Annotated in this window: 25 protein-coding genes; 12 read left to right on the top strand and 13 right to left on the bottom strand. The window is 71.6% G+C overall.

Annotated features, from left to right (window positions below; translation table 11 throughout):
* Positions 1 to 218 precede the first annotated feature (218 nt).
* From K1J60_RS10555 to K1J60_RS10540, 4 genes are all read left to right on the top strand, one after another.
* Positions 219 to 1493, top strand: coding sequence for an MFS transporter (locus K1J60_RS10555; RefSeq protein ID WP_220645986.1), 1275 nt, complete (start codon positions 219 to 221; stop codon positions 1491 to 1493).
* Positions 1494 to 1620: 127 nt separating this feature from the next.
* A complete protein-coding gene (locus K1J60_RS10550) occupies positions 1621 to 3396 on the top strand; it encodes a glycoside hydrolase family 35 protein (RefSeq protein ID WP_220645985.1) in 1776 nt (591 codons plus the stop codon).
* On the top strand, positions 3396 to 5798 hold the full coding sequence (locus K1J60_RS10545) for a beta-galactosidase (protein WP_220645984.1): 2403 nt from the start codon (positions 3396 to 3398) through the stop codon (positions 5796 to 5798). The genes K1J60_RS10550 and K1J60_RS10545 overlap by 1 nt, the downstream gene beginning before the upstream one ends.
* A gap of 378 nt (positions 5799 to 6176) precedes the next feature.
* Positions 6177 to 7271, top strand: coding sequence for a LacI family DNA-binding transcriptional regulator (locus tag K1J60_RS10540; RefSeq protein WP_220645983.1), 1095 nt, complete (start codon positions 6177 to 6179; stop codon positions 7269 to 7271).
* A gap of 134 nt (positions 7272 to 7405) precedes the next feature.
* Here K1J60_RS10540 and K1J60_RS10535 read toward each other — a convergent pair whose 3' ends face one another.
* From K1J60_RS10535 to K1J60_RS10525, 3 genes are all read right to left on the bottom strand, one after another.
* A complete protein-coding gene (locus K1J60_RS10535) occupies positions 7406 to 8221 on the bottom strand; it encodes an SAM-dependent methyltransferase (RefSeq protein ID WP_220645982.1) in 816 nt (271 codons plus the stop codon).
* 134 nt (positions 8222 to 8355) lie between these two features.
* Positions 8356 to 8568 (bottom strand): DUF397 domain-containing protein, encoded by a 213-nt coding sequence (locus tag K1J60_RS10530; RefSeq protein WP_052146231.1) that lies wholly within the window; start codon positions 8566 to 8568, stop codon positions 8356 to 8358.
* Positions 8569 to 8629: 61 nt separating this feature from the next.
* Complete coding sequence (locus tag K1J60_RS10525) at positions 8630 to 9505, bottom strand: helix-turn-helix domain-containing protein (RefSeq protein ID WP_220645981.1); 876 nt, start codon at positions 9503 to 9505, stop codon at positions 8630 to 8632.
* A gap of 429 nt (positions 9506 to 9934) precedes the next feature.
* Here K1J60_RS10525 and K1J60_RS10520 point away from each other — a divergent pair, with 429 nt between their 5' ends.
* Entirely contained in the window at positions 9935 to 10441 is a 507-nt protein-coding gene (locus tag K1J60_RS10520) for an ATP-binding protein (RefSeq protein ID WP_259407659.1), read from the top strand.
* Between the two features lie 430 nt (positions 10442 to 10871).
* Here the strand turns inward: K1J60_RS10520 and K1J60_RS10515 are convergent, their stop codons facing one another.
* From K1J60_RS10515 to K1J60_RS10505, 3 genes are all read right to left on the bottom strand, one after another.
* Positions 10872 to 11474, bottom strand: coding sequence for a GTP-binding protein (locus K1J60_RS10515; RefSeq protein ID WP_033529373.1), 603 nt, complete (start codon positions 11472 to 11474; stop codon positions 10872 to 10874).
* Positions 11475 to 11518: 44 nt separating this feature from the next.
* Entirely contained in the window at positions 11519 to 11947 is a 429-nt protein-coding gene (locus K1J60_RS10510) for a roadblock/LC7 domain-containing protein (protein ID WP_033529372.1), read from the bottom strand.
* Positions 11948 to 12021: 74 nt separating this feature from the next.
* Positions 12022 to 12318 (bottom strand): hypothetical protein, encoded by a 297-nt coding sequence (locus tag K1J60_RS10505; RefSeq protein WP_220645979.1) that lies wholly within the window; start codon positions 12316 to 12318, stop codon positions 12022 to 12024.
* 819 nt (positions 12319 to 13137) lie between these two features.
* On the opposite strand from K1J60_RS10505, the gene K1J60_RS10500 reads away from it, so the two are divergent.
* Positions 13138 to 14373 carry an acyl-CoA dehydrogenase family protein gene (locus tag K1J60_RS10500; RefSeq protein WP_220645978.1) on the top strand — a complete coding sequence of 412 codons (1236 nt, stop codon included), beginning with the start codon at positions 13138 to 13140 and terminating at the stop codon, positions 14371 to 14373.
* 231 nt (positions 14374 to 14604) lie between these two features.
* On the opposite strand, the gene K1J60_RS10495 is transcribed toward K1J60_RS10500, so the two are convergent.
* From K1J60_RS10495 to K1J60_RS10470, 6 genes are all read right to left on the bottom strand, one after another.
* The gene (locus K1J60_RS10495; protein WP_045559824.1) at positions 14605 to 15189 is read right to left on the bottom strand and encodes a GAF domain-containing protein; all 585 of its coding nucleotides are present in this window, start codon (positions 15187 to 15189) and stop codon (positions 14605 to 14607) included.
* A gap of 37 nt (positions 15190 to 15226) precedes the next feature.
* On the bottom strand, positions 15227 to 15829 hold the full coding sequence (locus tag K1J60_RS10490) for a GTP-binding protein (RefSeq protein ID WP_045559823.1): 603 nt from the start codon (positions 15827 to 15829) through the stop codon (positions 15227 to 15229).
* A complete protein-coding gene (locus tag K1J60_RS10485) occupies positions 15807 to 16175 on the bottom strand; it encodes a DUF742 domain-containing protein (protein WP_033529367.1) in 369 nt (122 codons plus the stop codon). Before K1J60_RS10485 ends, K1J60_RS10490 begins: the two co-directional genes overlap by 23 nt.
* A gap of 4 nt (positions 16176 to 16179) precedes the next feature.
* Positions 16180 to 16617: a roadblock/LC7 domain-containing protein gene (locus K1J60_RS10480; RefSeq protein ID WP_033529461.1), complete on the bottom strand. Its 438-nt coding sequence runs from the start codon at positions 16615 to 16617 to the stop codon at positions 16180 to 16182.
* Positions 16604 to 18391: a sensor histidine kinase gene (locus tag K1J60_RS10475; RefSeq protein ID WP_220645977.1), complete on the bottom strand. Its 1788-nt coding sequence runs from the start codon at positions 18389 to 18391 to the stop codon at positions 16604 to 16606. The genes K1J60_RS10480 and K1J60_RS10475 overlap by 14 nt, the downstream gene beginning before the upstream one ends.
* Positions 18392 to 18953: 562 nt before the next feature.
* On the bottom strand, positions 18954 to 19910 hold the full coding sequence (locus K1J60_RS10470; protein WP_220645976.1) for a helix-turn-helix domain-containing protein: 957 nt from the start codon (positions 19908 to 19910) through the stop codon (positions 18954 to 18956).
* A gap of 364 nt (positions 19911 to 20274) precedes the next feature.
* On the opposite strand from K1J60_RS10470, the gene K1J60_RS10465 reads away from it, so the two are divergent.
* The 5 genes from K1J60_RS10465 to K1J60_RS10445 are packed head-to-tail and all read left to right on the top strand — an operon-like array spanning position 20275 to position 24385.
* Positions 20275 to 21648 (top strand): ATP-binding protein, encoded by a 1374-nt coding sequence (locus K1J60_RS10465; protein ID WP_220645975.1) that lies wholly within the window; start codon positions 20275 to 20277, stop codon positions 21646 to 21648.
* Positions 21645 to 22058: a roadblock/LC7 domain-containing protein gene (locus K1J60_RS10460; RefSeq protein ID WP_220645974.1), complete on the top strand. Its 414-nt coding sequence runs from the start codon at positions 21645 to 21647 to the stop codon at positions 22056 to 22058. Before K1J60_RS10465 ends, K1J60_RS10460 begins: the two co-directional genes overlap by 4 nt.
* Complete coding sequence (locus K1J60_RS10455) at positions 22055 to 22447, top strand: DUF742 domain-containing protein (protein ID WP_220645973.1); 393 nt, start codon at positions 22055 to 22057, stop codon at positions 22445 to 22447. The genes K1J60_RS10460 and K1J60_RS10455 overlap by 4 nt, the downstream gene beginning before the upstream one ends.
* The gene (locus tag K1J60_RS10450) at positions 22425 to 23027 is read left to right on the top strand and encodes a GTP-binding protein (RefSeq protein ID WP_220645972.1); all 603 of its coding nucleotides are present in this window, start codon (positions 22425 to 22427) and stop codon (positions 23025 to 23027) included. Before K1J60_RS10455 ends, K1J60_RS10450 begins: the two co-directional genes overlap by 23 nt.
* A gap of 50 nt (positions 23028 to 23077) precedes the next feature.
* A complete protein-coding gene (locus K1J60_RS10445) occupies positions 23078 to 24385 on the top strand; it encodes a cytochrome P450 (RefSeq protein WP_220651401.1) in 1308 nt (435 codons plus the stop codon).
* A gap of 637 nt (positions 24386 to 25022) precedes the next feature.
* Here the strand turns inward: K1J60_RS10445 and K1J60_RS10440 are convergent.
* A complete protein-coding gene (locus K1J60_RS10440) occupies positions 25023 to 26270 on the bottom strand; it encodes a cytochrome P450 family protein (RefSeq protein WP_220645971.1) in 1248 nt (415 codons plus the stop codon).
* 195 nt (positions 26271 to 26465) lie between these two features.
* On the opposite strand from K1J60_RS10440, the gene K1J60_RS10435 reads away from it, so the two are divergent.
* The gene (locus tag K1J60_RS10435) at positions 26466 to 26855 is read left to right on the top strand and encodes a hypothetical protein (RefSeq protein ID WP_220645970.1); all 390 of its coding nucleotides are present in this window, start codon (positions 26466 to 26468) and stop codon (positions 26853 to 26855) included.
* The last annotated feature ends 41 nt before the right edge of the window (positions 26856 to 26896 follow it).

Below are 26896 nucleotides of genomic sequence, written 5' to 3'. Positions count from 1 at the left end.
CGGAGTAGGGGAACACAAGGCCGAGACCGGCAACCACCCACTTTTCCGCCGGGCGGGGCGGAACGCGCGCGTCCCCATCGTCGCGCCGCCCGGCATCCCGGCGTTCCCGCCGTAGCACCCGACGCCGCTCGGTCACACAGGCCTGCGGGCAATCTTGACGCCGGTGATGTTACCGGTAACACTGCGGGTGGCCCAGTCCCGGAGAGGCGGAGTTCCGCGTGCCCGACACACCGACCGCGCAAGAGGTGAAGCACATCCGACCGGCCCCGGTGACCCGGGTGTTCAGCCCCGCCGCCGTGGTCGCGTCCTGCGTCGGCTTCGTCCTCATCGGCGCGCTCCAGGCGCTGTACGGGCCCGCCATCCCCGCCTTCCGCGAGGCCTACGACCTCTCGCCGTCGTCCGCCGGACTGGGGCTGAGCGCCCACTTCATCGGCGGTGTCGCCGGCGTGCTGCTCTTCGACCGGCTCTACGGGCGGATGGGCAACCGGCGGATCCTCGGCACCTCCTACCTGCTGATGGCCCTGGGCGCGGCGGGCTTCGCGCTCGCCCCGAACTGGCCCGCCGGACTGGCCGCCGCCCTGCTCGCCGGACTCGGGTTCGGCGGCATCGACTACGGCCTCAACCAGCTCTTCGCCGTCGGCTTCGGCCACCGCTCGACCGCCATGCTGAACATCCTCAACGCCCACTTCGGTATCGGCGCGATCCTCGGCCCCGCCCTGATCGCCGCCGTCGGCGCCGAGCACTACCCGGCGCTCTTCCTCGCCTTCGCCGCCGCCAACCTGCCCCTCCTCTTCTGCCTGCGGGGCGTACGCGACCAGGTGCCCCAGCCGACCACCGCAGCAACCGACGCATCCGCAGCAATCGACGCATCCGACGCGCGCGGCGCGACCGGCACGGCGGCGACCGGCACGGCGGCGGGCGGCTCGGCGCTCGGCCGCAGCCTGGGCTCGGTGCTCGCGGTGTTCGTCACCCTGTACGTGCTGCACGTCGGCATCGAGGCGGGCGTCGGAGGCTGGGAACCCACCCACCTGGAGACGGTCGGATACGGCGCCGGGGCCGCCGCGACCGCCACCTCCGTGTACTGGCTGATGATGACGGTCGGCCGTTTCCTGGTCGCCCCCATCGCCCTGCGCCACTCCGCGCAGACGATCATCACCGTCTCCTGCGCCGGCATGACCGTCTGCCTGCTGCTGGCCTCGGTGCCCTCCCTCGCCCCGTACGCCTACGCCGGCGTGGGCCTGTTCATCGCGCCGATCTTCCCCACCGGTCTGCCCTGGCTGAACGCGGCCGCACCCCGGGCCCGCCGGGCCGGAGCGCTCGTCATCGCCGCCTCCATGATCGGCGGCGTGGCGGCGGGCCCGGCGCTCGGCAAGGCCATCGAGTGGTCCGGCGTCCGCGCGGTCCCCCTGCTGCTCGGCGCGGTCGCTGCCGTGTGCCTGGTGGCGACCCTGTGGCTCATCCGGGCCACACGCTCCCCCTCCGGTTCTCCGTGAGCCGGCAGTACAGCCGCCCACCCCCACCGCCCGCCGACGGACCCCCGTCGCCGCCCGCCCCCACCGCCCGCCGACGGACCCCCGTCGCCGCCCACCCCCCGCACGTCCCAGCCGAAGGGAAACAGCCTTGCGCTCGCCCGCTCTGACCACGTCGTCCGACGGTTTCCTCCTGCACGGTGAACCGTTCCGGATCATCTCCGGCGCGATGCACTACTTCCGCATCCACCCCGACCTGTGGGCCGACCGACTGCGCAAGGCCCGGCTGATGGGCCTGAACACCGTGGAGACGTACGTCCCCTGGAACCTCCACCAGCCCGACCCCGACAGCGACCTGGTCCTCGACGGACTGCTGGACCTGCCCCGCTATCTGAGCCTCGCCCGCGCCGAGGGCCTGCACGTCCTGCTGCGCCCCGGCCCGTACATCTGCGCCGAATGGGACGGCGGCGGCCTGCCCTCCTGGCTCACCTCGGACCGCGACATCCGGCTGCGCTCCAGCGACCCCCGCTTCACCGCCGCCCTCGACCGCTACCTCGACATCCTGCTGCCCCCGCTGCTGCCGTACATGGCGGCCAACGACGGTCCCGTCATCGCCGTCCAGGTCGAGAACGAGTACGGGGCGTACGGCGACGACACCGCGTACCTCAAGCACGTGCACCAGGCGCTGCGGTCGCGTGGCGTCGAGGAACTGCTCTTCACCTGCGACCAGGCCGGCTCCGCCCACCACCTGGCCGCCGGCAGCCTGCCCGGCGTCCTGTCCACCGCCACCTTCGGCGGCAGGATCGAGGAATCGCTGAAGGCACTGCGGGCCCACATGCCCGAAGGGCCCCTGATGTGCTCGGAGTTCTGGATCGGCTGGTTCGACCACTGGGGCGAGGAGCACCACGTGCGGGACGCGGAGAGCGCCGCCGCCGACCTCGACAAGCTGCTGGCCGCCGGCGCCTCCGTCAACATCTACATGTTCCACGGCGGCACCAACTTCGGCTTCACCAACGGCGCCAACCACGACCAGTGCTACGCCCCGATCGTCACCTCCTACGACTACGACGCCGCCCTCACCGAGTCCGGCGACCCGGGCCCCAAGTACCACGCCTTCCGCGAGGTGATCGCCCGCCACGCCCCGGTCCCGGACGAGCCGGCCCCGGCCCCCGCGCCCAGACTCTCCGGCATCACCGTGGAGTTGGACCGCCGTGCTCCCCTGCTGCCGTACGCGACCGCCCTCGACACCTCCCTGGCGCGCAGCGAACACCCGCTCACCATGGAGGAGTTCGGCCAGCGCTCCGGCTACGCCCTCTACCGCACCACCCTCCCCGAGGCGGGCGACGGCCTGCTGCACTTCACCGGCGGCGTCGGCGACCGCGCCCAGATCTTCGTGGACGGCGCCCCCGTCGGCGTACTGGAACGCGAACGCCACGACGAGACGCTGCCGCTGCGCGTGCCGCGCCCCGGCGCCACACTCGACGTCCTGGTGGAGAACATGGGCGGCGTCAACTACGGCCCGCGCATCGGCGCGGCCAAGGGCCTCCTCGGCCCGGTCACCCTCAACGGCACCGCCCTGCTCGGCTGGGACACCCACCGCCTCCCGCTGGCCGACCTGTCCACGGTCCCCTTCGCCCCGGCCGAGGCAGCCCCGGTCACCGTCCCCGCCTTCCACCACGGCACCTTCGACGTCGACACCCCCGCCGACACCTTCCTGTCGCTGCCCGGCTGGACCAAGGGCCAGGCCTGGATCAACGGCTTCCACCTCGGCCGCTACTGGAACCGGGGCCCCCAGCGCACCCTGTACGTCCCCGGGCCCGTCCTGCGTGCCGGTGCCAACGACCTGGTCCTGCTGGAGCTCAACGCCACGACCAGCTCGCGCGCGCACTTCACGGACACGCCCGACCTGGGTCCGGTGAAGCCCTGATGACGCGGCCGCACCGCGTGCGCCTCCCGGGGCCCGGCGATCCTCCACGGCGAGGCCACCTGCCCTTCGCCGACGCGCCCGGCGTGTCCGACCCCATCGAGGTCGGCAGCCGGCTGCTCACGCGGGGCGGCCGCCCCTGGTTCCCCGTCTCCGGAGAGTTCCACTACTCCCGCTACCCGGCGGGGGAGTGGGAGGAGGAACTGCTGAAGATGAAGGCGGGCGGGGTGACGGTCGTCGCCGCGTACGTCATCTGGATCCACCACGAGGAGACCGAGGGCCGCGTCCGCTTCGACGGCGACCGCGACCTGCGCCGCTTCGCCGAACTCTGCGCCCGGCACGGACTGGACTTCGTCCCCCGCATCGGTCCCTGGGTGCACGCCGAGGTCCGGGGCGGAGGCCTGCCCGACTGGGTCCTGGCCCGCACGGACGCCCCGCGCACCGACGACCCCGCCTACCTCGCCCCCATACGCACCTGGTACGCGGCGATCGCCGAGCAGCTCCGGGGCCTGGGCCGGGCCGACGGCGGCCCGATCGTCGCGATCCAGATCGAGAACGAGCTGTACGACCAGCCGGACCATCTGCTCACCCTGAAGCGCATGGCCCAGGAGGCCGGCCTGTCGGCACCCCTGTGGACGTCGACGGCCTGGGGCGGGGTGCGGCTGCCGCCCGACGAACTCCTCCCCCTCTACGGCGGCTATCCCGAGGCCTTCTGGACCGAGGCGGACGGCGGCTGGCCCGACACCTGCCGCACGCACTACTTCTTCACCCACCAGCGCGACGACGAGGGCATCGGCGCGGACCTCCGTCCCACCACGGTGCGGGGCGGTGACCCGGAGGTGCTGTCGACGCGATTTCCCTGGGCCACCTGCGAGTTGGGCGGCGGCATGGCGGTGGCGTACCACCGCCGGCCGCGCGTCGAGGCCGCCGACGTCGGTGCCCTCGCCCTCACCAAGATCGGCTGCGGCTCGGTCTGGCAGGGCTACTACATGTTCCACGGCGGGACCAACCCGACGGGCGACCTCACCCCCCTCCAGGAATCGCACGCCACCGGCTACCCCAACGACCTCCCCCGCCTCACCTACGACTTCCAGGCCCCCCTCGGCGAGCACGGCCAGTACCGCCCCTCCTACGACGAACTCCGCCTGCAGCACCTGCTGTTGGCCGACTTCGGCGAACTGATCGCGCCGATGGACTCCGTCCTGCCCGAGCGGCGGCCGACGGGCCGGGACGACCGGGAGACCCTGCGCTGGGCGGTCCGCGCCGACGACCGCTCGGGGTTCCTCTTCGTCAACAACCACCAGCCGCACGAGCCGCTGCCGGACCGCCCCGACACGACGTTCGAGGTGGACTTCCCCGGGGACGGGCCGGTGCTGTCGCTGCCGAGCGCACCCGTCACGATTCCCCGAGGCGCCTATTTCTGCTGGCCGTTGCGGCTGGAGGTGGCAGGGCTGCGGCTCGACTGGGCCACCGCGCAACCCCTCTGCACGGTCGACGACGGCCGTGGCCGGACGATCCTGGTCCTGGCCGCGACCGACGGCATCGCCCCCGAACTCGCCCTGGACCTGCGCACCGTGACGACCGTCTCCGCGCCCTCGGACGCCGACGTCACGACCGCGGGTGAGCGCGCCCTGGTGACGGCGCTGTGCCCCGGCACGGACGCCCTGGTCGAGGTCGACACCACCGACGGCCGCCGGGTCGGCCTGCTGGTCCTGGACGCGGCGACGGCTCGTGGCGCCTACCGGGGGCCGGCCTGGGGGGCCGAGCGGTTGATCCTGTCGGCGGACGGCGGCGTGGTCTTCGACGCCCACGCGGACGAGGTACGGGTCCACAGCGCGGCCCGGGAACCGTCGTTCGCCGTCCTGCCCGCCCCGGAGCGGGCTCCGGTGGCCGCCGGGGCGATGGTGAAGGAGGCGGTGGACGGGGTGTTCGTCCGCTACACGCTGGTGGCGGGGGAGGACGGGCGGCGCGGATCCGGCGGGAGGGACGGAGCGCTTCCGGTCACCCTGGTCCGGCCTCCCGGCGAGGCACCTCCGGTCACGACGGGTGTGCTGGGCCGGGCGAGTGTGCCTGCCGAGGAGTACTTCGACACGGCGGCAGCCGAGTACACCGTCGCCCTGCCGGACGATCCACCGCCCGGCACCCTCCTTCGCCTCCACTGGACCGGTGACGTGGCGCGTGCCTACGTGGGGGACCGTCTCGTCGCCGACCAGTTCTTCTCGGATCGGGTCTGGGACATCGGTCTCGATCGGTTGCCGGCGGGGGTGCTGCGGCTGCGGGTGCTGCCCCTGGCGGCCGGGGCGCCGGTGTATGTGCCCGGTCGGGCGGGCGGTGCGCCGATTCCGGCGGAGGTTCTGCGGGCGGAGTGCACCACGGTCCGGACGTGGCCCCTCCGGCCGGGCTGACCCCACGCATTCCCGCGCCCCCGCCGCCCCTACCCGTCCCGTCCCGTCCCCAGGGGCTGCGCCCCTGTGACCCCCATGCGCGGGTTCGGTGGGGGCTGGTCGCGCAGTTCCCCGCGCCCCTGAAGGGCCTACGGCCCTTTCGGGCCGAAAAAGCAGGGGCGCAGCCCCGCTTTTTCAGGGGCGCGGGGAACTGCGCGAGAAGCCCCACCGGGCGGACGGCTGGGGGTCGAAGGGGCGCAGCCCCTGGGGACGGGACGGGTAGGGGCGGCGGGGGCGAAACCCTCGGACCTATCCTGTGGCCCCGGACAGACCACCCCACCCCACCCCACCCCACCCCACCTCACCCCACACCGCCCCCGTCGAAAAGGAAGCAGCCGCATGCCCCGAGGCACCACGGACGGCGGCGCGGCCGGCCACGACCCCGGCGAGACCGGCCGTACGCGCAGCCGGCGCAACTTCGCCGGCTCCCGCCCGGTGATGGACGACGTCGCCCGTCTCGCCGGTGTCTCCAAGCAGACCGTCTCCCGCGTCCTCAACAACCACCCGGCGGTCCGGGCGGAGACCCGTGAGGCCGTGCTGGAGGTCATGCGGACGCTCGGCTACCGTCCCAGCCGCAGCGCCCGCTCCCTGGCCAGCGGCCGCACCCGGATGCTCGGCGTGATCTCCTTCGACGCGGCCCGCTACGGTCCCGCCTCCACCCTGACCGCGATCAACACGGCCGCCCAGGCGGCGGGTTACCTCGTCAGCTCCATCGCACTCGACACGGCCGACCGGGAGACCGTCGTCCAGGCGGTGGACCGGCTGTCGGCCGAGGGCGCGGACGGGATCATCGCCATCGCCCCGCAGCGCCCCGTCGCCACCGCGCTCGCGCAGGCCCGCCCGGACACCCCGCTGGTGATGCTGGACAACGGCCTCGGCGACGGCACCCCCGTCGTCTCCTCGGACTTCACGGGGGGCGCCCGGCTGGCGACACGGCACTTGCTGGACCTCGGCCACCCCACCGTCTGGCACATCGCGGGCCCCACCGGCTGGACCTCCGCCGACCGACGTGCCGCGAGCTGGCGCGCGACTCTGCGGGACGCCGGCGCGCATGTCCACGAACCCCTGGCCGGGGACTGGAGCGCCGACTCCGGCTACGCGTTGGGCCGGCGGCTCGCGGCCCGCCCGGACGTCACCGCCGTGTTCGTCTCCAACGACCAGATGGCGCTCGGCCTGCTGCGCGCCCTGCACGAGGCGGGCCGCCGGGTGCCGGACGACGTGAGCGTGGTCGGCTACGACGACATCCCGGAGGCGGCGCATCTGCTGCCGCCGCTGACGACGATCCGTACGGACTTCCCCGAGATCGGCAGGCGGGCCCTGCGGCTGCTGCTGACGCAGTTGGACGATCCGGAGGACGCCGGTGAGGGGTTGGAGAGGGAGCCGGTCATCCCGGTCGAGCTGATCGTCCGCGACAGCACGGGGGCGGCGCGGTAGCCGCCGCGCGCTGTGGGGTGCGGTGACCGGGCGCCGGGCGCGTGCTGCGGACCCGTGGATCGCCGCGGGGGTGTTCCCCCCTCAAGGGGCGCGTCCTTCGGCCTGCCGTCGGCCGGAGGACGCGCCGCCCCGGCTCACGGCTTCCGGGCGATCGCCCCGTACATCGCGATGTCCTCGTCCCGGATGTTCTGCTCGCCCGTGCCGTCCGGGTGCCACTTGTGGACCTGGACGATGCCCGGCTCGACGAGTTCCAGACCCTCGAAGAACTCGTGGGCCTCGTCGATGGTGCGCAGCCGCATCGGCATGTCGCGGGCCGCGTACTCGCGGGCGACCCGGCCCACCTCCTCGGGGGCGAACTCGGCGGTGCCGATGGTCATCGCCAGATAGCTGCCCGAGGGGAGGGGTTCGAGGAGCCTGCGGACGATGCCGACCGCGTCGTCCTCGTCCAGCACGAAGTGGACGATCGCGATCACGGTGAGCGCGACCGGCTCGCTCAGGTCGAGGGTCTCCAGGAACTCGGGGGAGCCGAGGACGGTCTCCGGGTCCTGGAAGTCCGCCTCGATGTACGCGGTCCTGCCCTCGGGGGTGCTGGCCAGTAACCCCTGGGACAGGGTGAGGACGATCGGGTCGTTGTCCACGTAGACGACCCGGGACTCGGGGGCCACCGACTGGGCTATCTCGTGGAGGTTGGGGGAGGTGGGGATGCCGGTTCCGATGTCGAGGAACTGGCGCATGCCCGCCTTCTCGGCGAGCCAGCGCACCGCGCGGTTCATCCAGTCGCGGTTGGCGCGCATGTGGACCGGCAGGGCCGGCCACTCGTGCGCCATCGCGTCACCGGCCTCCTTGTCGGCCGGGTAGTAGTCCTTGCCGCCGAGGATGTAGTCGTAGATGCGCGCGGAGTGCGCGTGCTCGGTGTCGATCCGGTCGGCCGGCCATCCGTTGTCGGGCACGCCGTCCCTCCCATCAGTCGTTCTGTCCAGGTGCACGATCGGGCAGGTCCGGGGGTTCGGGCAAGTGCCAAAACCCCCGGATCCACAAACAGGTGGTGCGTCAACGGGGCGTCACAGCAAGCAGGTTGAGCGGGTCAGAGCAGAAAGTCGGCCTCGCCCGCTTTCACACCGGCCAGGAAGGTGGTCATCTCTCGGGGGGTGAAGACCAGCGCCGGGCCGTCCGGGTCGGTCGACTGGCGCACGGCGACCCGGCCGTCGGCGAGCTTCTTCACCTCGACGCAGGCGCCGCCCGCGTCGTCGCTCCACGGCCGGTGCCAGTCCTGGGCGCCGAGGTCGCGGGCGGGCATGCCGTTGCGGACGTCGTTGTGTACTCCGTGGGTGGTTGTCCGGGATATGCGGTGGTGCACGTCAGAGCTCCTTGCGTAGCGCGCCGAGGAGGGCCTCGGTCTTGCGGGCGGGCGCCGACTGGGCGCCCAGCCGGTCCAGGGCCTCGCGGTAGACGACGACGTCGTCCCCCTTGTCGAGATACACCGCGCCCACCAGACCGCTGAGGTAGACGATGTCCGGCAACTCGGGAGCCCTGAACCGGAAGAGGTGGAACGCACCGGCCCGCATCGCCGGATGCGGGCCGTTGAGGAACGGCATGAGCTGGACCGTGACATGCGGCAGCCGGTTCAGCTCGATCAGGTGGTCGATCTGGGCGCGCATCACGTCCGGTCCGCCGACCGGCCATCTGAGCACCGTCTCGTCCATCACCACCCACAGCCGCGGCGGTTGGGCGCGGGTGAGGAGTTCCTGGCGGCGCATCCGCAGCGCCACCCGCCGCTCGGTGTCCTCCGTCGCCGCGTGCGGGTTGCCGGCGCCGAGCAGGGCACGGGCGTACTCCTCGGTCTGGAGCAGGCCGTGCACGAACTGCGCCTCGTACGCGCGGATCTGGAGTGCCGCCTGTTCCAGGCTGAGATAGGCGGCGAACCAGTCGGGCAGGACGTCGCGGTAGGTGTGCCACCAACCGCGTTTGTTGGCCTCGCGGACCGACTTCAGGAAGGTCTCGATCTCCTGCTGGTCCCGTACGCCGTAGACCTGGAGGAGTTTCTCGACATCCGGCAGGCGCAACCGGGCGACCTTGGCTGCCTCCAGGCGGCGGATCGTGGAATGGCTGACACCGATCGCCTCGCCCGCCTGCTCGAACGTCAGCCCGGCGCGAGTGCGCAACTCCTCCAGCTGTCTGCCGAGGATCATGCGCAGTACGGAGGGGGCGCCGCCCCAGTCCGTTTCCGCGGTCACGCCCACCACCCCTCACGCCGAGCCACAGAGGTCATGTCGAACTGGATTACGAGTCCTGCGCGCTTTCGTTCAAGGAATGCGCGTTGTTGTGCGAGTCGCTTCGAGAGCGCAGTCTGACACGATCTTGGCTCGAACGGGGTCAGCATGCGACCCACAAATTGCAAATTTCAACTTGCTGGTTGCGAGGTGTTGTTCGCGGATGCCACAGTGGACGTACCGTCACGGCCTCGGTGAACGCTGGGGCCGCGCGGCCAGGTTGGGGGAGATGTGGCCGCAACTCAGCGCTTTTCGCAGCGAGTTGCCAGAGCTCGCGGCGAGCGGCGAGGCGGCCGTGGCACCGGCGGCACACCGGTGCGAAGGGCCGACGAAAGGCATACGGCGATGGCTCCGCCCACTCTCCCCCAGTCCCCGGACCGGTTAGCCCCGACCATGTACCCACCCCTTGGCGCAGAGGCGTACGAACCCCATAGAGCGGGAGTTTTCGGACTGCCCGCGGTGCCCGCCTCGGCGGGCGAGGCACGCAGAACCGTGCGTGAGCTGCTCGGCGAGTGGGAGGTGCGTCCGGAGACCCGTGAGGACGCGCTCCTCATCACGTCCGAGCTGGTCACCAACGCGTTGACACACACGGACAGTGAGTGGATCGTGTGCCGGCTGCACTTCACCGGCCGCCGTCTGCGGATCGAGGTGGAGGACCAGAACAGCGGTCACGCACAGCCTGCCCGGCGTCGTCCGGGCCCCGACGACCAGAATGGGCGTGGGCTCATGCTGGTCGGCATGCTCAGCAGCGACTGGGGGGTGCGCGACACCCCACAACGGTCCGGTCGTGTCGTCTGGGCAGAACTGCCGTCGGAGGGCCGGGAAACCGCCGAGCCCGCCCCTCCGACGGCTCCGCACGAGAGCGGAGGCTTTCCCTTGACCGACCCGTCCTGGACGTAGGCCCCGCGCGGGGAGTCGCGACACGCCGGCCGGCGGGCGCTGTGCCGTCCGGCGCAGTCGCGCCGTGCCGCCGGTCGGCTGCGGCCGGGGCGTGGCCGTCGCGCGGTTCTCCGCGGCCTTCGGGGTGCGGCCGCGCGCCGGACGTACGCTGCCTCCACAGTCAGCCCGGCGCTGTGGGGGCACCGTGCGCAGCGACTCCGAGATCGACGTCCTCGTGCTGGGCGCGGCGGGCGTCGACACCATCGTCCGCGTTCCCGAACTGCCGCTCCCGTGCGCCGACAGCCATCCGGTGCCGGCCATCGAGACCCGGGCAGGGGATCTGGTCCGCGCCCTCCACCGCGACCGGGGCATCCCGCTCACCGAGGCGCCCTGCCCGGCGGCACCCGCCGCGCGGTGCCCGGGGCCGCGAAACCGGCCGCTCCGGGAGGCCTCAGCCCGGACGGAGCCCCGCCGCCACCAGGCGGGCCTCCATCCTGCGGCGGGCCGCGCCGAGCACCGCGAGCAGGAGTTCCTTGCTGGAGTGGCGCTGCCGTACGTCGCACAGGAGGACCGGGACATCGGGCGACAGGTCGAGCGCCTGGCGGACCTGCTCGGTGTCGACCTCACGCTTCCCGTCGAAGCAGTTGACGCCGATCGCGAAGGGGATGTCGCGGGACTCGAAGAAGTCGACCGCGGGGAAGCAGGCGTCGAGCTTGCGGGTGTCGGCGAGGACCACGGCCCCGAGGGCACCGCTGCACAGGTCGTCCCACATGAACCAGAAGCGGTCCTGCCCCGGCGTGCCGAAGAGATACAGCACCAGCTCGGGGGAGAACGTGATCCGCCCGAAGTCCAGGGCGACGGTGGTGGAGACCTTCTTCTCGACGCCCCTCAGGTCGTCCACGCGTCTGCCGGCCGCGGTGATGTGCTCCTCGGTCGCCAGCGGCGTCACCTCGCTCACCGAGCCGACCATCGTGGTCTTGCCGACGCCGAAACCGCCCGCGATGAGGACCTTCAGGGCGGTGGGTACGACCGGCCCGGAGCTGACGGACACCATCCATCACCCTTTCGACGAGTTCCGGGCCCGGCCGCCGCCGCGCCTCACGCGTCCTGCACGTAACCGGACGGGGTCTCCGAACGGGGCGCCGCGCTCAGGTACTTGCCGACCTGTTTGACCAAGGTGCCCATCTCGAAGGCCATCATGCCGACGTCCACCTCCTCCGAGGCGATCGCGGCCAGCCGCGCGCCCCGCCCCGCGGCGGTGACGAACAGGAACGCCCGCTCCATCTGGATGACGGTCTGCTGGACCTCACCGCCCTGGAAGTGCCGGGCCACACCCCTGGCCAGGCTGTGCATGCCGGAGCCGACGGCCGACAGATGCTCCGCGTCGTCGAACCGGATGTCCTTCGACTTGCCGATGAGGAGGCCGTCCCCGGAGAGCACGATGGCGCAGTGGATCTCGGGTATGCGTTCCACGAGTCCGTCCAGCAGCCAGTCCAGTTGGGGACCGGGTCGTTCCTGCTCTGTCATGTCGTGCGTGTTCCTCACGGTCGGTCGGCGCCAGGGGCGGCGCCGGGTCGTCGGGGCGCCGGGGGCAGCGCCCGTCAGGCGGCCCCGGGACCTGGTCGGGGTGCCGGAGGGCCGTCGGTGCCAGGGGTGCCGTCGTCGTCGCCGTCGGGTTTGGCGAGCCTGGCCCGTGACGAGCCCTGCTGGATCGCCACCATGACGCGGGCCAGGGCGTCGGGGCGGAGCGTGTCGGCGGTGTCGTCGTCGGCCGCCGAGGGGGCGTCGGCCGTGTTCTCGCGAAGCCGTGGCGTGGACGGGGCGTTCCGGGCCCGCCGGGGCAGACCCTGGGGGAGGGGCGCGGCGCCGGCTCCGGTGCGGGGCGTGTCACCGCTCATCCGGGCCACCGGCTCGTACCGCCCGCGGTGCCGGTGAGGGTCCCGCCGCGCGACTCGGTTCGAGCGCGGGGGAGGGTGCCTGGCATCTGAATCCTCGTACGACAGTGAACATCCGACGGCGGTGGGGGTGCGCCCGCGAACCGCCCGGCATCCCCCGTGCCCGGCTTGACACACCGTCGGCGGAAGTCGGCGGGCGGACGGAACGGTATCAGGAGCCGAGCCCCGTCGTCAGCACCTGCCCGGCCGTGACCCGCTCTCGCCCCGAGCGCAACTCGGCACCGGACGGCAGTACTTGGCCCAGCGGCCGCGCGGGCGGGCGGTGCCGAGGCGGACCGACGGGAGCGGAAGGCTCCGGTGCCTCACAGAAAGCTGACTTGTCGACACAGCGGCCCCGCAGGATCGGCACTGTCCAGCCACATCCGACGTCGAGGGGTGTGGCTTGAAATCTACGGTGACCTGCTCAAACCCCCACACAGGGCGCCGCGGTTTGGTATTTGGCGGTGCACAGCGCGAAGGGAAGCCGTGGCGTTGGGCGTTCGGCTGGTGGCCAGGTCTGCCGCCGCCCGGTCCCGAGTCGGGACAGTCGTGCAAGTTCGACTCGGAAAGTATCAAAATATGGACATTGCCGGACTCTCATCTCACATTTTGGCCCATATTTCAACTGTCAATGTTTCGGCCAAACCCCCTAAACGATCTTGGCGTAAGAGGTTGATTTGTAGACCATGTTCCTCGTCGGTAAGACTCCCAACCGGAACCACGATCCGACGCACAGCCACCGCGTCTCCCCCGGGCGCGGGTAAACGCCTAGAAGGGCTTGGCGTGGAACACGTCTTCACAACCCAGGATCACGAAGATCTACGGCAGCGCGTACGCGAGTTCGCCGAGCGGGTGGTACGCCCCCTGATACCCGAGATGGAAGCCTCCCGTACCGCACTGGTGGGGCTCTCCCGTCTGATCGCCCAACAGGGCTGGATCGGCGCCACGATCGACCCCGTCCACGGCGGCATGGGCGCGGGCCACCTCGCCAAGACCATCATCATCGAGGAACTGTCGCGGGTGAGCGGCGCGATGGGAGCCATGGTCCAGGCCTCCCAGTTGGGCGTCGCCAAGATCATCCACTTCGGCGACGACAGCCAGAAGCGGTACTGGCTGCCGAAGATCGCCGCGGGAGAGGTGTTGCCCACCATCGCCGTCACCGAGCCGGGGTCGGGGGGCCATGTGGCCGGCATGGAGAGCAGCGCGGTACGGGACGGCGACGACTACGTCCTCAACGGCCGCAAGGTCTTCGTCGGCAACAGCCACGTGGGCGACGTGCACGGGGTCGTGGTCCGCACCGGGCCGGGCTCCAAGGGCATGACGGCCTTCCTCGTCGAGTCCGACCGGCCCGGCTTCTCCCTGGCGCCCCAGGTGCCCTCCATGGGCCTGCACGGGTTCAGCTTCGGGGAGCTCATCTTCGACAACTGCCGGGTGCCGGCCGCCAACCGGCTCGGCGAGGAGGGCGAGGGCCTGGCCGTCGCCTACTCCTCGTCGGTGCTCTACGGCCGCCTCAACCTGACAGCGGTGTCCCTGGGCATCCACCAGGCGGTGTTCGAGGAGACCGCCCGGTACTGCGGGGAGACCCAGCGTTACGGCAAGCCGCTCGGACACCTGCCCAACATCAAGATCGAGCTGGGACGGATGCTGCAGCGCCTCACCCTCGCCCGGCAGAGCGCCTATCTCGCCGCGCACCTGCTGGACAACGGACGCCCCTGCGACGTCGAGTTGATGTCCGCGAAGCTCTACAACGTCGAGGCGTCCATCGAGTCGGCCCAGGAGTCCGTCAAGATGCACGCCGCGTGCGGCCTGTTCACCGACCGCCCGGTGGAGCGCTATCTGCGCGACGCCTTCCATATCTACGCGCCCGCCGGCACCTCCGAGATCCAGGGCCTCAGGCTGGGCGAGTTCGCGCTCGGCGAGAACAAGGGCGAGTGGTCCGAGCGGCTCGCCGATCTGGTCCGTACGCCGCCGGTCGGGCAGCGGCAACCGGAGCCGGTCCCGGTGGGTGAACTGGTCTGAGCGGACCCGGCCGGAAACCCGGCGCACGGCGCACGGCGCCCCGCGAGGGCGCGGAGAACTGCCCGACCAGCCCCCACGGTCCCGCCGGCTCGTCACGGGCGTGGCCCGAGCCCCGGGGGACACAGAGAAACCGCGGACACGACGACGTGTCCGCGGCTTTCGTGTTCCGGGCGCCCGGCGGCCCAACTTCCCCTCGACCGTGCCGGACCGGCGGCGGCGCCCGGCCGGGACTCAGTGGCCGGTGGCGATGGCCTGGATCCGGTCGGACATCTCCTGGGCCATGTGCTTGATGATCTCCAGCCGCTGCCGTCCCCACGTACGGGAGTCGGTGTCGACGACGCAGATCGTGCCGAGGTTCATGCCTCCCAGCGCGTCGACCAGCGGCGCGCCCATGTAGGAGCGGATGCCGATCTCGTCGACGACCGGATTGCCCGCGAACCGCGGGTAGTCGCAGACGTCGTCGAGCACCAGTGCCGCCGTCCGCTTGACGGTGTGCGGGCAGAAGCCGTGGTCCAGGCGCATCTCCCGGCTCATCGAGGTCTCGGCGGCCTGCCCCTGCGCGATGTTCACGGGCCCGGCGTCCGGCGTGTAGAGCCCGGCGAAGAACTGACGCCTGTCGTCGACGAAGTTGACCATCGCGTACGGCGCGTCCAGCTCCAGGGCCAGCCGGCGCGCGAACGCGTCGAACTCGGCCCGGGGGGTGTCGGCGAGCCCCAACTGGGCGAGCCTCGCGGCACGCTGCGGCGCCCCCGGATCCTCGGGGGTGAGGAGCAGGCGGTCGAGCGGTGGCTCATAGGAGGAATAGGGGCTGTTCATCGGAACTCCGTTCGAGGTCGGCTGAGTTGAGTAGGAATCAACGGAGCGCGGGTGGCTGGTGCGACGCCACGCCGGGTGTCATGCCGAGCAGATGCTGCACGAGTTCGACGAGCACACCCGTACCGGAGCTGCAGTGCCGGGCGTCGCAGAACACGATCGGTGCGTTGGACTTGAGGCCGATGGCGTCACGGACCTCTTCGAGGGAGTACTGGTACGCGCCGTCGAACTCGTTCACGCCCACGACGAACGGGATGCCGCGCACCTCGAAGAAGTCCACCGCGGGGAAGCACGCGTCGAGCCGACGGGTGTCGGCGAGCACCACCGCGCCCAGCGCCCCGTCGGAGAGCTCGTCCCACATGAACCAGAACCGTTCCTGCCCGGGTGTGCCGAACAGGTACAGGACGTGGTCCGAACCGAGGGTGATCCGGCCGAAGTCGAGGGCCACCGTGGTGGTGGACTTCTCCTCGATCCCGGCGAGGCTGTCCGTGCCGGCGCTGGCCGTGGTGATGACCTCCTCCGTGCTCAGCGGCGCGATCTCGCTGACCGCCCCCACGAAGGTCGTCTTGCCCACCCCGAACCCGCCCGCCACGAGGATCTTCAGGGCGGTCGGGAAGGGGTCAGAGTCGTGCGCGTAGGCCATCAAGCACCGCCTCCAAAACTTCTCGGTTGGCGGCGGAGGCCGCCTCTACGGCACGGGGCGCCCGTGCGGTGAGCGCCTCGTGCTGCACCAGGTCGGACAACAGGACTTTGGTGACCGCGATCGGAAGGTTCATCCGCGCGGCCACCTCGACCACCGGCACCGGCCTGACGCACAGCCCGAGCACCATGTCGTGATCGGGGCCGAGATCTGCGAGCGGCCGGACACCGGTGGCCATCACCAGGGTGAGCAGGTCGAAGGATGTCGAGGGTCGAGTGCGCCCGTTGCTGACGGTGAAGGGCCGGACTAAGCGTCCGGCCTCCTCGTCCAGGAACAGCTCGTCCGTCATCGCGTCACATCCCCGCGCTGGACGGCGCGATGGTCGGGCGGCGGGCCGGCGTGGCGAGGAACGGCTGCACGGCCCGGATGAGCATGCCCATCTCGTAGCCGAGCGTCTCGGTGTGCGTGGACGCGTCCGCGGTGACCGCCAGCACGGCGCCGTGACCCGCCGAGGCCACGATGAGGATGCCGTTGTGCAGCTCGACGATGACCTGACGGACGGTGCCGCCGTTGCCCAGCACCCTGTCGTGACCGAAGGAACGGCCCAGGGAGTTGAGCCCGGAGGCTATCGCGGCCAGCCGGTCGGCGTCGTCGGTGCTCAGATCCACATGTGCCTTGCTCAAGCCGTCGGACGACAGCAACAGGACCTGCCGGGTACCGGGTACGGTCTTCTTGAGGTTGTCCAGCAGCCAGTCGATGTTCTGCCCGGTGGGGTGGCTATCGCTCACCATGGTGGGGTTCTTCTCCTTGCGGTTGGGGCGGGGCCCAGCGCGCGTCGTCGACGGGGATCGCGTCGGAGGTCGCGCCGGCGAGACCGAAGCCTCGATTGATACCGGCCAGGAGGCCGGGGCTGAAGTTCAGTTCCTGCTCGGTGGTGTCGGGACGCGGCGCCGGCCCCTGACGGAGCTCGGGCGCCAGATGCTCCATGGCACGCCGCTTGGGCAGGTTCGGCCTGCCGGACCCCTGCGGGCCGGGCGCCGGACGCTCGTACCCGGAGGGCCGGTACTCCGACCGTACGTCGGCGACGGGCCGCGCCCGCTCGTGCCGGGCGCCCGGCGGGGGCGGCGCCGGGGCTGCCGACCGCTGCGGCACGCCCGGCGGGGGACCGGCCTGAGAGGCGTGGTGCGGCGGGGGAGCCGCGTGCGCGTGGGACGGTCCGGCGGCCGGGGGAGCCGCGTGCTGCGGGGGCTGCCAGCCGGGCGGGGGCGTCTGCGCCGGCCGGGGGGCGGCGGGCTGCCGTGCCTGGACCGGGGCCTGGACGGGCGCCTGTCCCTCCTCGTCGCCCAGCAGGCCCTGCGGGAGGACGAGGATGGCCTGCACGCCGCCGTAGATGTTGCCCTGCAGCTGGACCGCGATGCCGTGCCGGCGGGCCAGCGAGGACACCACGAACAGACCGATCCGGCCGTCGGCGAGCAGCTTGGCGACGTCGATGCGGGCCGGGTCGGCGAGCAGCTTGTTGATCCGGTCCTGGTCCTCCTGGGGGATGCCCAGGCCGCGGTCCTCCACCTCGATGGCGATGCCGGCGGTCACCCGGCGGGAGCGCAGGAGGATCTGGGTGTCCGGGTGGGAGAACATCGTGGCGTTCTCGACCAACTCGGCCAGCAGGTGGATGACGTCGGCGACCGCGTGGCCGCGCAGCGTGCCCTCGATGGGCGGCACCAGTTTGACGCGGGAGTACTGCTCGACCTCGGCGATGGAGGACCGCAGCACCTCGGTCAGCGTCACCGGATTCGTCCACTGGCGGCGGGAGACCGCCCCGCCGAGCACCGCGAGGTTCTCGGCGTGCCGGCGTATTCGGGTGGCCAGGTGGTCGATGCCGAAGATGCGGCGGAGCAGGTCCGGGTCCTCGACCTGGTTCTCCAGATCGTCCAGTTCACGGATGGTGCGGTGGACGAGCGACTGGAGCCGACGGGCCAGGTTGACGAAGACCTCGACCTTGTCGCTGTTGTCGTCGGAGGCCGCCTGGAAGTAGCTCGCCGCCCAGACGAGCGCCTCGCGGGCCCGGTGCTGGGCCTCCGTGACGTCGTACTCCAGCTTCTGGAACGGGTCTTCGCCGCGCGAGGCCTGGTAGGTGAAGCCGCGCGAGAGCAGCTGTTCGCCGCGCTTGAGGCGGGTCAGGTCCTCGTCGAGCGCCCAGTTGCCGGTGGTGATGGCCCGGCGCAGCGACTCGGCGCGCTGCGCGTCGGACCTGGCCCGCTTCCTGGCCGACAGCACGGCTCCGGCCAGACAGCCGCAGCCCAGGACCGCACCGCCCGCCAGCACTCCCCAGGTGGCGGCGTCGGCCGTGCCCTCCTGGAGCCGCAGGACCGTGCCCGTGACGGCGGTGGATATTCCGGCCATGAACGCGGCCGGGAGAACGGCGAGCCGCGTCAGTCGGGGCTGTGCTGCGGAGGAGTTCGCGGAATCCGACACCCCGGGCTTTCCGTGCCGGTGACGGGACGGGGGAGTCGTCGTCTCCGGCCGACCGTGTTCCGGGGTCGTTGCGAAGGGTGGGGGTTCAGGCATCGGAGTCCTCTCGATCAGCCAGTACGCGACAGAGTAGCGAAGAACGTCAACTATCTGACCAGCGGTCCTAGACGCTCAGGGGAGGTCTGTCACCTGAGGTGCCGTCAGCGCGGCAAGGGCCCCTGACGCCTTTCTACCGTCTCCGCGCGAGGCGGCGCCGCAGCAGTTCTTCACACCTCGGCCACGGCGCCGCGCCGTCTGTGAAAGAGGGGCTGCCATGAGGGGGGTCACCTGCGGATTCGGCGGTTCCGGCTGTCGTTCCCGGCCGCGGGGAGCGCACGATTCACGCCATCGCGCGCCGTGTTGCCTCGTGTCAACGCCTCGCGCGGCGCACCGAGTCGGGTGCGAAAGGGGCGAGGTCGCACACGGTGGGCACGACGCACTCCAGGAACATTCACACCACGAGGGGTGGAAAGCGGCCAGGGTCGACCGCCGGTCATGCTTTGACTAAGCTTTAGACTTCAATGGAACGACGGGGAAGGCCGGTGTGAGAACCTACTCGGCGGCGGTCCTCTGTTGGGCCTCAGCCCATCCGAACTCCCTTGCTGTCATGTGAGTTGACTCAGCGTATACTCTGCCTCATCTCCCGGGGACTGACGCCGTAGCGTCGCCGGAAGGCCGTGCTCAGGGCACTCGCGGACGAGAAGCCGGCGGAGTAGGCGAGATCCGTGATCGTCAGATGCTCGCACTCCGCGCACAGTAAGCGGTCCCGGACCAGACGCAGCCGCTCCTCCCGGATCAGCTCGCGGGGCGTGGTGCCGGCCTTCTGCAGAGCCAGTTGGATCTGACGCAGCGACCAGCCGAGGGCGCGCGCCACCGCCGTACCCGTGAGGTTCGGATCGGCCGCGTGGTCGCGCACATAGCGGCGGACCATCGCCTCCACCTCGCCCAACTGTCCCGGGGCGTCGGGACGGTCGTCGCCGGCGGCCAGCATGCACACCAGCTCCACCACCCGGTCGGAGACGGCGTTGAACTCCGGGTCGGTGAGGTGCTCGCGCTCCTCGTGCAGCCCGGTCAGCATCGAGCCGACGATACGGCCGAGACCGGTCGCGAGGTTCAGCCCACTGGCCACCGGCGACCTGTTGTTGAGCCGGCCGTCCACCTCGCGGGCCGGGATGGTGAGGATGAACGCGTCGATGGCGTCGCTCTGCAGGCACTGGAACGGTGCGGCGAAAGTGACCAGCGCCGCCGTGCCCGGGGTCAGCCGGGCCTCCTCGCCGTCCTGCCGCAGCACGATCTCGCCGCTCATCGGCAGCAGCAGCCGGTAGTCCTCGTCCGGATCCTGGCGCACCTGGCGCATCGTGCGGGTGTACTCGATCTCGTCGGACCGGTACTTCACCAACTGGTACGTGTCGGTGCGCTGCCGGACGGTCGCACCGCGGAAGTTCTCCGACCGTGCGTATCTGAAGCCCATCCGGGACTGGTACGAGCCGATCTGCTCGGTCCAGAAGTCGGCGCGCTCACGCGGGGCCAGCTCCTCGGTGGTCAGCGCCTCGACGCTGTAACTTCCCGCGGGCAACGCTCTCCTCCCCTGTGTGCCGGGCCCCCGACGACGTCTTCGTTGTCTCTTACGGTCCTTCGAACGGAAATCTTCAACTTCTGCTTGATCAAAGATGGTTACCGTCCGGTCGAACTCGCAGGGCACCCTAGCGTGGCAAGCGGTTGCCGTGCCGCCCCGACCGATGGGCCGAATATGCCGGGCGAAACCTCGCCACCCGCATCACGCCCCTTGCGCCACGCGTGCGCCCTGTGACAACTTCCCTGCGCGTCACGGAAAGTACCCGCACGGTCGCGCCGCTAGCGTCGTGCGCTCCGTCAACTCCCGCCGGCGTCCCGGGAACCCCCGACGCCTGGGGACTTGAGGACGTTAGGACTCGTGCTTCATGACCGAACCGATATCGCAGGCGGTGACCTGGGCCCTCGCGGTGGCCCTGTTCGTCACCGCCGTACTCCTGCTGCGCCAGCACGGGATCACCAGGCGCCAGCGCGCGAGGAACGCGGTCCTGGCCGACGACGTGCGGGCCCGGGAGGAGGAGCTGCGCCATCTGGTCACGGTCCGCCTGCCGGCCCTCGCCGACCATCCCGGCCAGGCCGTCCCCGGCGTCGGACCGCTCGACGGCCGCCTCGCCGGTACGGAGTTCGGCAAGGGCCTCGACGAGGTGCTCGCCCGCTTCTCCGGCGCCGTCGAGCACGCGCAGCACCGCGCCGACCAGTCCGCCAAGGCCGCCCTCAAGGCGTCCATGCGCTCGATCCAGGCCCTCGCCAACGAGCAGCAGATGTCCATCTCCGAGATGCAGGAGCGGCACGACGACCCCGACGTGCTGCGCGACCTCCTCGAAGTCGACCACACCAACGCCCAGTTCGGCCGACGCGCCCAGGCCATCGCCGTACTCTGCGGCTCCTGGCCGGGCCGGCAGCGGGCCACCTCCCCGCTGGTCGAGGTCGTCCGGGGCGCCACCTCGCGCATCCGCGACTACCGGCGCGTCCGCGTCCACGGCCGGGTCGACCTCGCGGTGGAGAGCCGTGCCGTGGAACCGGTCGTCCTCGCGATCGCCGAGCTCCTCGACAACGCGGCCCGGCACTCCCAGCCCAACACCACCGTCGAGGTGAACGTCCAGAACGTGCACAACGGGGCGTGTGTGATCATCGACGACGCCGGCGTCGGCATGGACGCCCACGCCGTGCAGCGCGCCACCCGGCTGCTCACCGGGGACGACCAGGTGGACGTCACCCGACTCGACGACCCGCCCCAGTTCGGCTTCGCCGTCATCGGGATGCTCGCCCGCCGCTACGGATTCACCGTCTCCGTGGACACCCGCTCGCCGTACGGCGGTGTCCGCGCCGTCGCCTTCCTGCCCACCGCGCTGCTCACCCACCTGGAGCCCGCCGCCCCGGAGCCACCGATCGACCTGACGCCCGTGACCGGGACCGCCCCCGGTCCCCGCCCGGCCACCGGCGAGACCGCGCCCGCCGACACCACCGAGGGCGGACTGCCCAAGCGCCGCCGGCGCACCCCGAGGCGGACCGCCCCCGAACCGGAGCCCGCGGCACAGACCGAGGAGCCACCCGGCCGATCGCCCGAGGAGAACGCCCGTCTCATGGGCGCCTTCGCCCGAGGCACCCGATTCGGCCGGGCGGCGGGACGCATCCTCGACGAGGAGGAGTACGTGCCGGACCGCGACCGCGACCGCGCCTCCGCCGACGCCGACCCCGCGTCGCCCACCCCCCACGAGAACGAAGGGACCCCCCACGCATGATCGAGCCCACGAACAACGAGCTGGGCTGGATGCTCGACGACGTGCTGAAGGTCCCCGAGGCGCGGCACGCCATCCTGCTCTCCGCCGACGGCATGCTCCGCGCCCACTCCGCCGACATCGACCGCGACGACGCCGAGCGCCTCGCCGCCGGGCTCTCGGGACTGCAGTCCATCAGCCGCACCACCTCGGAGTTCTGCGGCCCCGCCGACCGCCCGTGGCGACAGACCCTGATCGAGTTCGGACACGGCTTCGTCTTCCTCGTCGCGGCCGGCGAGGGTGCCTACCTCGCGGTCTCCACCGGCGACGAGGTCGACATGGAGGCGGTGACGTACCGCATGCACAAACTCGTCGACCGGCTCGGCAAGGAGCTGACCAGTCCGGCACGACTGGACACGGGCAGCAGGGCATGACCCCCCGCCGGCCCCGGGGGCGACTGGTGCGGTCGTACGTCGTCACCGACGGCCGCGCCCACCCGACCCGCAACACCCTGGACCTGGTCACGCTGCTCGTCGCCGCGACCGATCTGCCGCTGACCGGCCTCAACCCGGAGAAGCGCCGGGTGATGGACCTGTGCCGGCCCGGCTCGCTCTCCCTGGCCGAGGTGGCGAGCCACCTGGAACTGCCGGTCAGCGTGACGAAGGTGCTGGTCGCCGACCTCATGGACAGCGGTCACATCGTCACCCGCGCACCGTCCCCCGCGATCGAGTGGACGCACGCGGGGGGACCCCCAGCGGCCGCCCGGCCGTCCGACGCAAGCATCCTCCAGGAGGTCCTCGATGGGCTCCGCGCCCGCCTCTGACGACGTCTATCTGCGGCCCACGGTGCGAACGGCCGCCAAGCTGCTCGTCGTCGGTCACTTCGCGGTCGGCAAGACCACGTTCGTCGGCACGCTCTCCGAGATCCGGCCGCTGCGCACCGAGGAGGTCATGACCGAGGCCGGCGCGCTCGTCGACGACCTCGCCGGCACCCGCGACAAGACCACCACCACGGTCGCCATGGACTTCGGCCGTCTCACCCTCGACGACTCCCTGGTGCTGTATCTGTTCGGCACCCCCGGTCAGCAGCGCTTCGCCAAGCTCTGGCAGGACATGACCCGCGGTGCCCTCGGCGCGCTGGTCCTCGCCGACACCCGCCGGCTGTCCCACTCCTTCGACGTGATGGGCGTCCTGGAGGAGCTGGGCCTGCCGTACGCCGTCGCCGTCAACGACTTCGACGGAGCCCCCGTGCACGGTCTGGAGGAGGTGCGCGAGGCCCTCGACCTGCTGGACGAGACCCCGCTGGTGCGCTGCGACGCCCGCGACCCGGACTCCTCCACCCGGGCGCTGATCGCCCTCGTCGAGTACCTCCTGAGCCGCACGACCGAAAGGGAGCCCGCGTGACCCCCGCATCGCCGTCCGGTCCGCCCCCGGGGTGCCCGGCCCACCGGCCCATGTACGGACCGGAGTTCGCCGCCGACCCGGCCGCGTTCTACCGGCGCGCCCGCACGACCGGGCCGACCACACCCGTCGAGCTGGCCCCCGGCGTACGGGCCACCCTCGTCACCTCCTACGACGCGGCCCTGCACGTCCTGCGCAGCACCGAGACCTTCTCCAAGGACCCGCGCCGCTGGAACGACCTCGCGGACGGCACCGTCCCCCCGGACAGCCCCGTCGTCCCGATGATGATGTACCGGCCCAACGCCCTGTTCTCCGACGGCGAGGAGCACCGGCGGCTGCGCGGCGCCATCACCGACAGTCTCGCCCGGGTCGAGCCCAACACCCTGCGCGGCTATGTCGAACGCAGCGCCGACACCCTGATCGACCGGTTCGCGCCCACGGGCAAGGCGGACCTCCTCGGCGAGTACGCCCAGGTGCTGCCCCTGCTCGTCTTCAACCACCTCTTCGGCTGCCCGGCCGAGCTGGGGCTGAAGCTGGTCGAGGGCATGTCCGGCATCTTCGACGGGGTGGACGCCGAGCGTGCCAACGAACTGCTCAGCACCACACTCCTCGAACTGGTCACGCTCAAGCGGAAGCAGCCCGGGCCGGACGTGACGTCGTGGCTCACCCTGCACCCGGCGGGGCTCACCGACGAGGAGATGATCCACACCCTCGTGGTCCTCATGGGCGCGGGCACCGAACCGCAGCAGAACCTCATCGCCAACGCACTGCGTTTGCTGCTCTCCGACGACCGCTTCGCCGGTGACCTGTCCGGCGGCAGCCTTCCCGTCGAGGACGCCCTCGACGAGGTGTTGTGGACCGATCCGCCGATGGCCAACTACGCCGTGCACTACCCGAAGCGGGACGTGGTGTACGAGGGCGCCCTGCTGAAGGCCGGCGATCCACTCGTCGTCTCGCTGGCCGCCGCCAACACCGACCCGGCCCTGACGAACGATCAGCGCACCGGCAACCGGGCCCACTTGGCGTGGAGCGCGGGCCCGCACAACTGCCCCGCGCAGAGCGAGGCCCGCCTGATCGCCTCGGTGGCGGTGGAGAAGCTCCTCGACCGGCTGCCCGACGTCGACCTCGCCGTACCCGTGGGGGCGTTGGAGTGGCGTCCGGGCCCCTTCCACCGGGCCCTCGCCGCGCTGCCGGTGACCTTCCCGCCGGCGGCCGTCGTAGGCGCGCGGGCCCAGACCCCCAGGCCCGCCGCGAGCCGCCGACAGGGGCCGTACGGTGCCGCCCCGGCTGCCCGGGAGCCCGATCCCACCCGCCCGAGGAACGGCTGGACCCGCCTGCTGTCCTGGTGGCGGGGCGAGTAGCCCGCGCCGTACCCGATGGGCGGTGGCGTGTCCGTCGGAGGGTATGAGCTGCTTGCCAAGGAGTGCGAACGAGGTCGAATTGGCTCGATCGTTTGATGGTCGACTTCCGGGCTTGCTTGCGGTGTCCTGGGCCGTTCGGGTCAGCGTGATCGTGCGATCTGGGACGCCGGGTGCGGCGTCAGCGTGCGGGGCCCTTGTTCCACCGGTGTGATGGCTCAGGGCCTCCCCGTCGCCTCTGGCCGTATCCATATGGCCGGGTCGCGCAGGGAACCGGCCTCCCGGGATCGGACCACGCGCAGGATGCGTGTCGCCGCCCCGGGGTCGAGTACGCCGGGGACCAGCTCGCCCGAGACCGTTCTGGGCGCGCGGCTGAACGGGCTCACTCCCGCTCAGTCCACAGGAACGGTGGCGCGCCCGTCGGGGGACAGGTCCCGCGCGGCGGTGGCGTGTGTCGGACTGGGTGGGGGTCGTCGCGTCGGTGCCGGGGCCGTCGGATGGTGTCGGTTCCGGCGGCCGGTGTGGGAAGTCTCGCCGGGCGCTGCTGATTCCTTCTGGTGGTGGTCGGGACCCGTCGGGTGGTGGGCGGGTGCGGACTCCGTCAGGCGCTGCGGGCCCCGCCGGACGGAGTCCGACCCCGTCAGGCGGTGCGGACCGGGAGGTGGCGGTGGCCGTTGGAGATGAAGGACTCCACGTGTCCCAACTGCTCGCCCGTGACTCCCAGTTCGAGCTTCGGGAAGCGGGCGAAGAGCGCCGGGAGCGCGATGCGGGCCTCCAGTCGGCCGAGCGGGGCGCCCAGGCAGTGGTGCACTCCGTGACCGAAGGCGAGGTGTTCCTTGTCGGCCCGGGTGACGTCGAAGACGTCGGCGTCCTTCCCGTGGCGTTCGGGGCTGCGCCCGGCGGCCGCGTAGGCGGCCAGGATCGGCTCGCCCCGCGCGATCACCACACCCTCCGGGCCGCCGAACTCCGCGAGGACGAGGTCCTCCACGGCGTAGCGCAACGGCAGGCTCGCCACCGGCGCCTGCACCCGCAGCGTCTCCTCGATCACGTCGTCCCAGGTCGCCCGGCCCTCCCGGACATGGGCGACCTGCTCGGGGTGGGTCAGCAGGGCGTGGACGGCCTGGTCGAGGAGGTTGACGGTGGTCTCGTGCCCGGCGCTGATCATCAGCACCAGCGTGTCGATCAGCTCCTGCTCGCTGAGCCGGGCGTCGTCCTCGTCGCGCGCGGCGATCAGCCCGGAGGTGAGGTCGTCATCGGGCGACTCCCGCTTGACGGCGACGAGTTCGGCCAGCACGGTCTGCAATCGCCCGAACGCGGCGGTCATCTCACCGGGGTCGGCGGACGTGTCGAAGATCCTGTCGACCAACTCCCGCAGTTCCAGGCCGCGTTCTTCGGGCAGCCCGAAGAGGTCGGTGATCACCTGGATCGGCAGCGGGTAGCAGAACTCCTCCCGGAGATCGACGCTCTCCCCGCGCCGGAAGCCCTCCTCGATCCGGTCCAGCAGACCCTTGGTGATCTCCTCGATACGCGGCTGGAGGGCGTTGGTGCGGCGCGCGGTGAACGCCTTGGCGACCAGGGTGCGCAGCCGCCTGTGGTCCCCGCCGTACGCGGTGAACATGTTCTGCACGGCGACCCAGGTGAACAGCGGCCACTCCGGGGTGATCTCACCGGCGGCGAACCTCGGCCAGTGCTGCCGCGCGTCCTTCGACACCCGGGGGTCGGTGAGGAGCCGCTTGAGCAGTTCGGGGCTGCTGACGGCCCAGGCCTCGACGGCCGGCGGCCCCGGCAGCACGACCCGGGTCGCCGGACCCGTCTCGCGGATACGGGCCGCCTCACCGTGGATGTCACGGCCGGTCGGGTCGATCACTAAGGGGCTCGGGTGGCCCATGGGTCCTCCTGGGTCGAAGACGGTCCGACAGCGCAACGTGCAAGTCCGGTCACGCTACGGCTCGGCGGCGTGGCCGGGCGAGATCGTGCGTCGCGCGCTGCGTACGACGGCAACTTCCCTGCGCGTACTCGCAAGTCGACCGCCGGGGCCGCTCCTAGGATCGGGCTCACCCCCCACGAAGAGCCGGTGAGTGCCATGACGGTCAGCAGGGCCCCGCGCTGGATGTGTTCCTACAGTCCCGAAGTACGCACCGTGCCCGCCGGGCGCTGGTGGAACGCCGTACGGGTGCCCGTGTCCCTCGGCGCCCTCGCCCTGGAGGCCCTCGGGGACGAGAGTGGCGCCGTCATCAAGGACGGCTACGGCGGCATCATGTACTGGCTCGTCCCTCCGGGCGACGCGTCCGCCTGGCGCCTGCCCGACGTCCAGGTCCTCGGCCGGGGCAGCCATGTGGCCGTCCCGCCCCTGCGCCGCACCGCGGGCCCCGGCCTCTACTGGCGCGTCCCGCTCACCCACGACACCTACTGGACGAACACGGACCGCCTGCGCACCGCCCTGACGGACGCGGCGGCAGCGGCCGCTCTGTGAACGCCGAACCCCGCGTCTCTCAGGGACGCGGGGAACTGCGC

It is taken from the genome of Streptomyces akebiae (genome assembly GCF_019599145.1).
GTDB classification, from domain to species: Bacteria; Actinomycetota; Actinomycetes; order Streptomycetales; family Streptomycetaceae; genus Streptomyces; species Streptomyces akebiae.
This window is presented reverse-complemented; position numbering and strand designations above follow the sequence as displayed.

Coding starts and splice junctions, on each gene's coding strand:
- K1J60_RS10545 (WP_220645984.1), top strand. CDS start 3,396: ATGACGCGGCCGCACCGCGTGCGCCTCCCGGGGCCCGGCGATCCTCCA.
- K1J60_RS10540 (WP_220645983.1), top strand. CDS start 6,177: ATGCCCCGAGGCACCACGGACGGCGGCGCGGCCGGCCACGACCCCGGC.
- K1J60_RS10530 (WP_052146231.1), bottom strand. CDS start 8,568: ATGCCCGCCCGCGACCTCGGCGCCCAGGACTGGCACCGGCCGTGGAGC.
- K1J60_RS10520 (WP_259407659.1), top strand. CDS start 9,935: ATGTACCCACCCCTTGGCGCAGAGGCGTACGAACCCCATAGAGCGGGA.
- K1J60_RS10515 (WP_033529373.1), bottom strand. CDS start 11,474: ATGGTGTCCGTCAGCTCCGGGCCGGTCGTACCCACCGCCCTGAAGGTC.
- K1J60_RS10510 (WP_033529372.1), bottom strand. CDS start 11,947: ATGACAGAGCAGGAACGACCCGGTCCCCAACTGGACTGGCTGCTGGAC.
- K1J60_RS10505 (WP_220645979.1), bottom strand. CDS start 12,318: ATGAGCGGTGACACGCCCCGCACCGGAGCCGGCGCCGCGCCCCTCCCC.
- K1J60_RS10495 (WP_045559824.1), bottom strand. CDS start 15,189: ATGAACAGCCCCTATTCCTCCTATGAGCCACCGCTCGACCGCCTGCTC.
- K1J60_RS10490 (WP_045559823.1), bottom strand. CDS start 15,829: ATGGCCTACGCGCACGACTCTGACCCCTTCCCGACCGCCCTGAAGATC.
- K1J60_RS10485 (WP_033529367.1), bottom strand. CDS start 16,175: ATGACGGACGAGCTGTTCCTGGACGAGGAGGCCGGACGCTTAGTCCGG.
- K1J60_RS10480 (WP_033529461.1), bottom strand. CDS start 16,617: ATGGTGAGCGATAGCCACCCCACCGGGCAGAACATCGACTGGCTGCTG.
- K1J60_RS10475 (WP_220645977.1), bottom strand. CDS start 18,391: ATGCCTGAACCCCCACCCTTCGCAACGACCCCGGAACACGGTCGGCCG.
- K1J60_RS10465 (WP_220645975.1), top strand. CDS start 20,275: ATGACCGAACCGATATCGCAGGCGGTGACCTGGGCCCTCGCGGTGGCC.
- K1J60_RS10460 (WP_220645974.1), top strand. CDS start 21,645: ATGATCGAGCCCACGAACAACGAGCTGGGCTGGATGCTCGACGACGTG.
- K1J60_RS10455 (WP_220645973.1), top strand. CDS start 22,055: ATGACCCCCCGCCGGCCCCGGGGGCGACTGGTGCGGTCGTACGTCGTC.
- K1J60_RS10450 (WP_220645972.1), top strand. CDS start 22,425: ATGGGCTCCGCGCCCGCCTCTGACGACGTCTATCTGCGGCCCACGGTG.
- K1J60_RS10445 (WP_220651401.1), top strand. CDS start 23,078: ATGTACGGACCGGAGTTCGCCGCCGACCCGGCCGCGTTCTACCGGCGC.
- K1J60_RS10440 (WP_220645971.1), bottom strand. CDS start 26,270: ATGGGCCACCCGAGCCCCTTAGTGATCGACCCGACCGGCCGTGACATC.
- K1J60_RS10435 (WP_220645970.1), top strand. CDS start 26,466: ATGACGGTCAGCAGGGCCCCGCGCTGGATGTGTTCCTACAGTCCCGAA.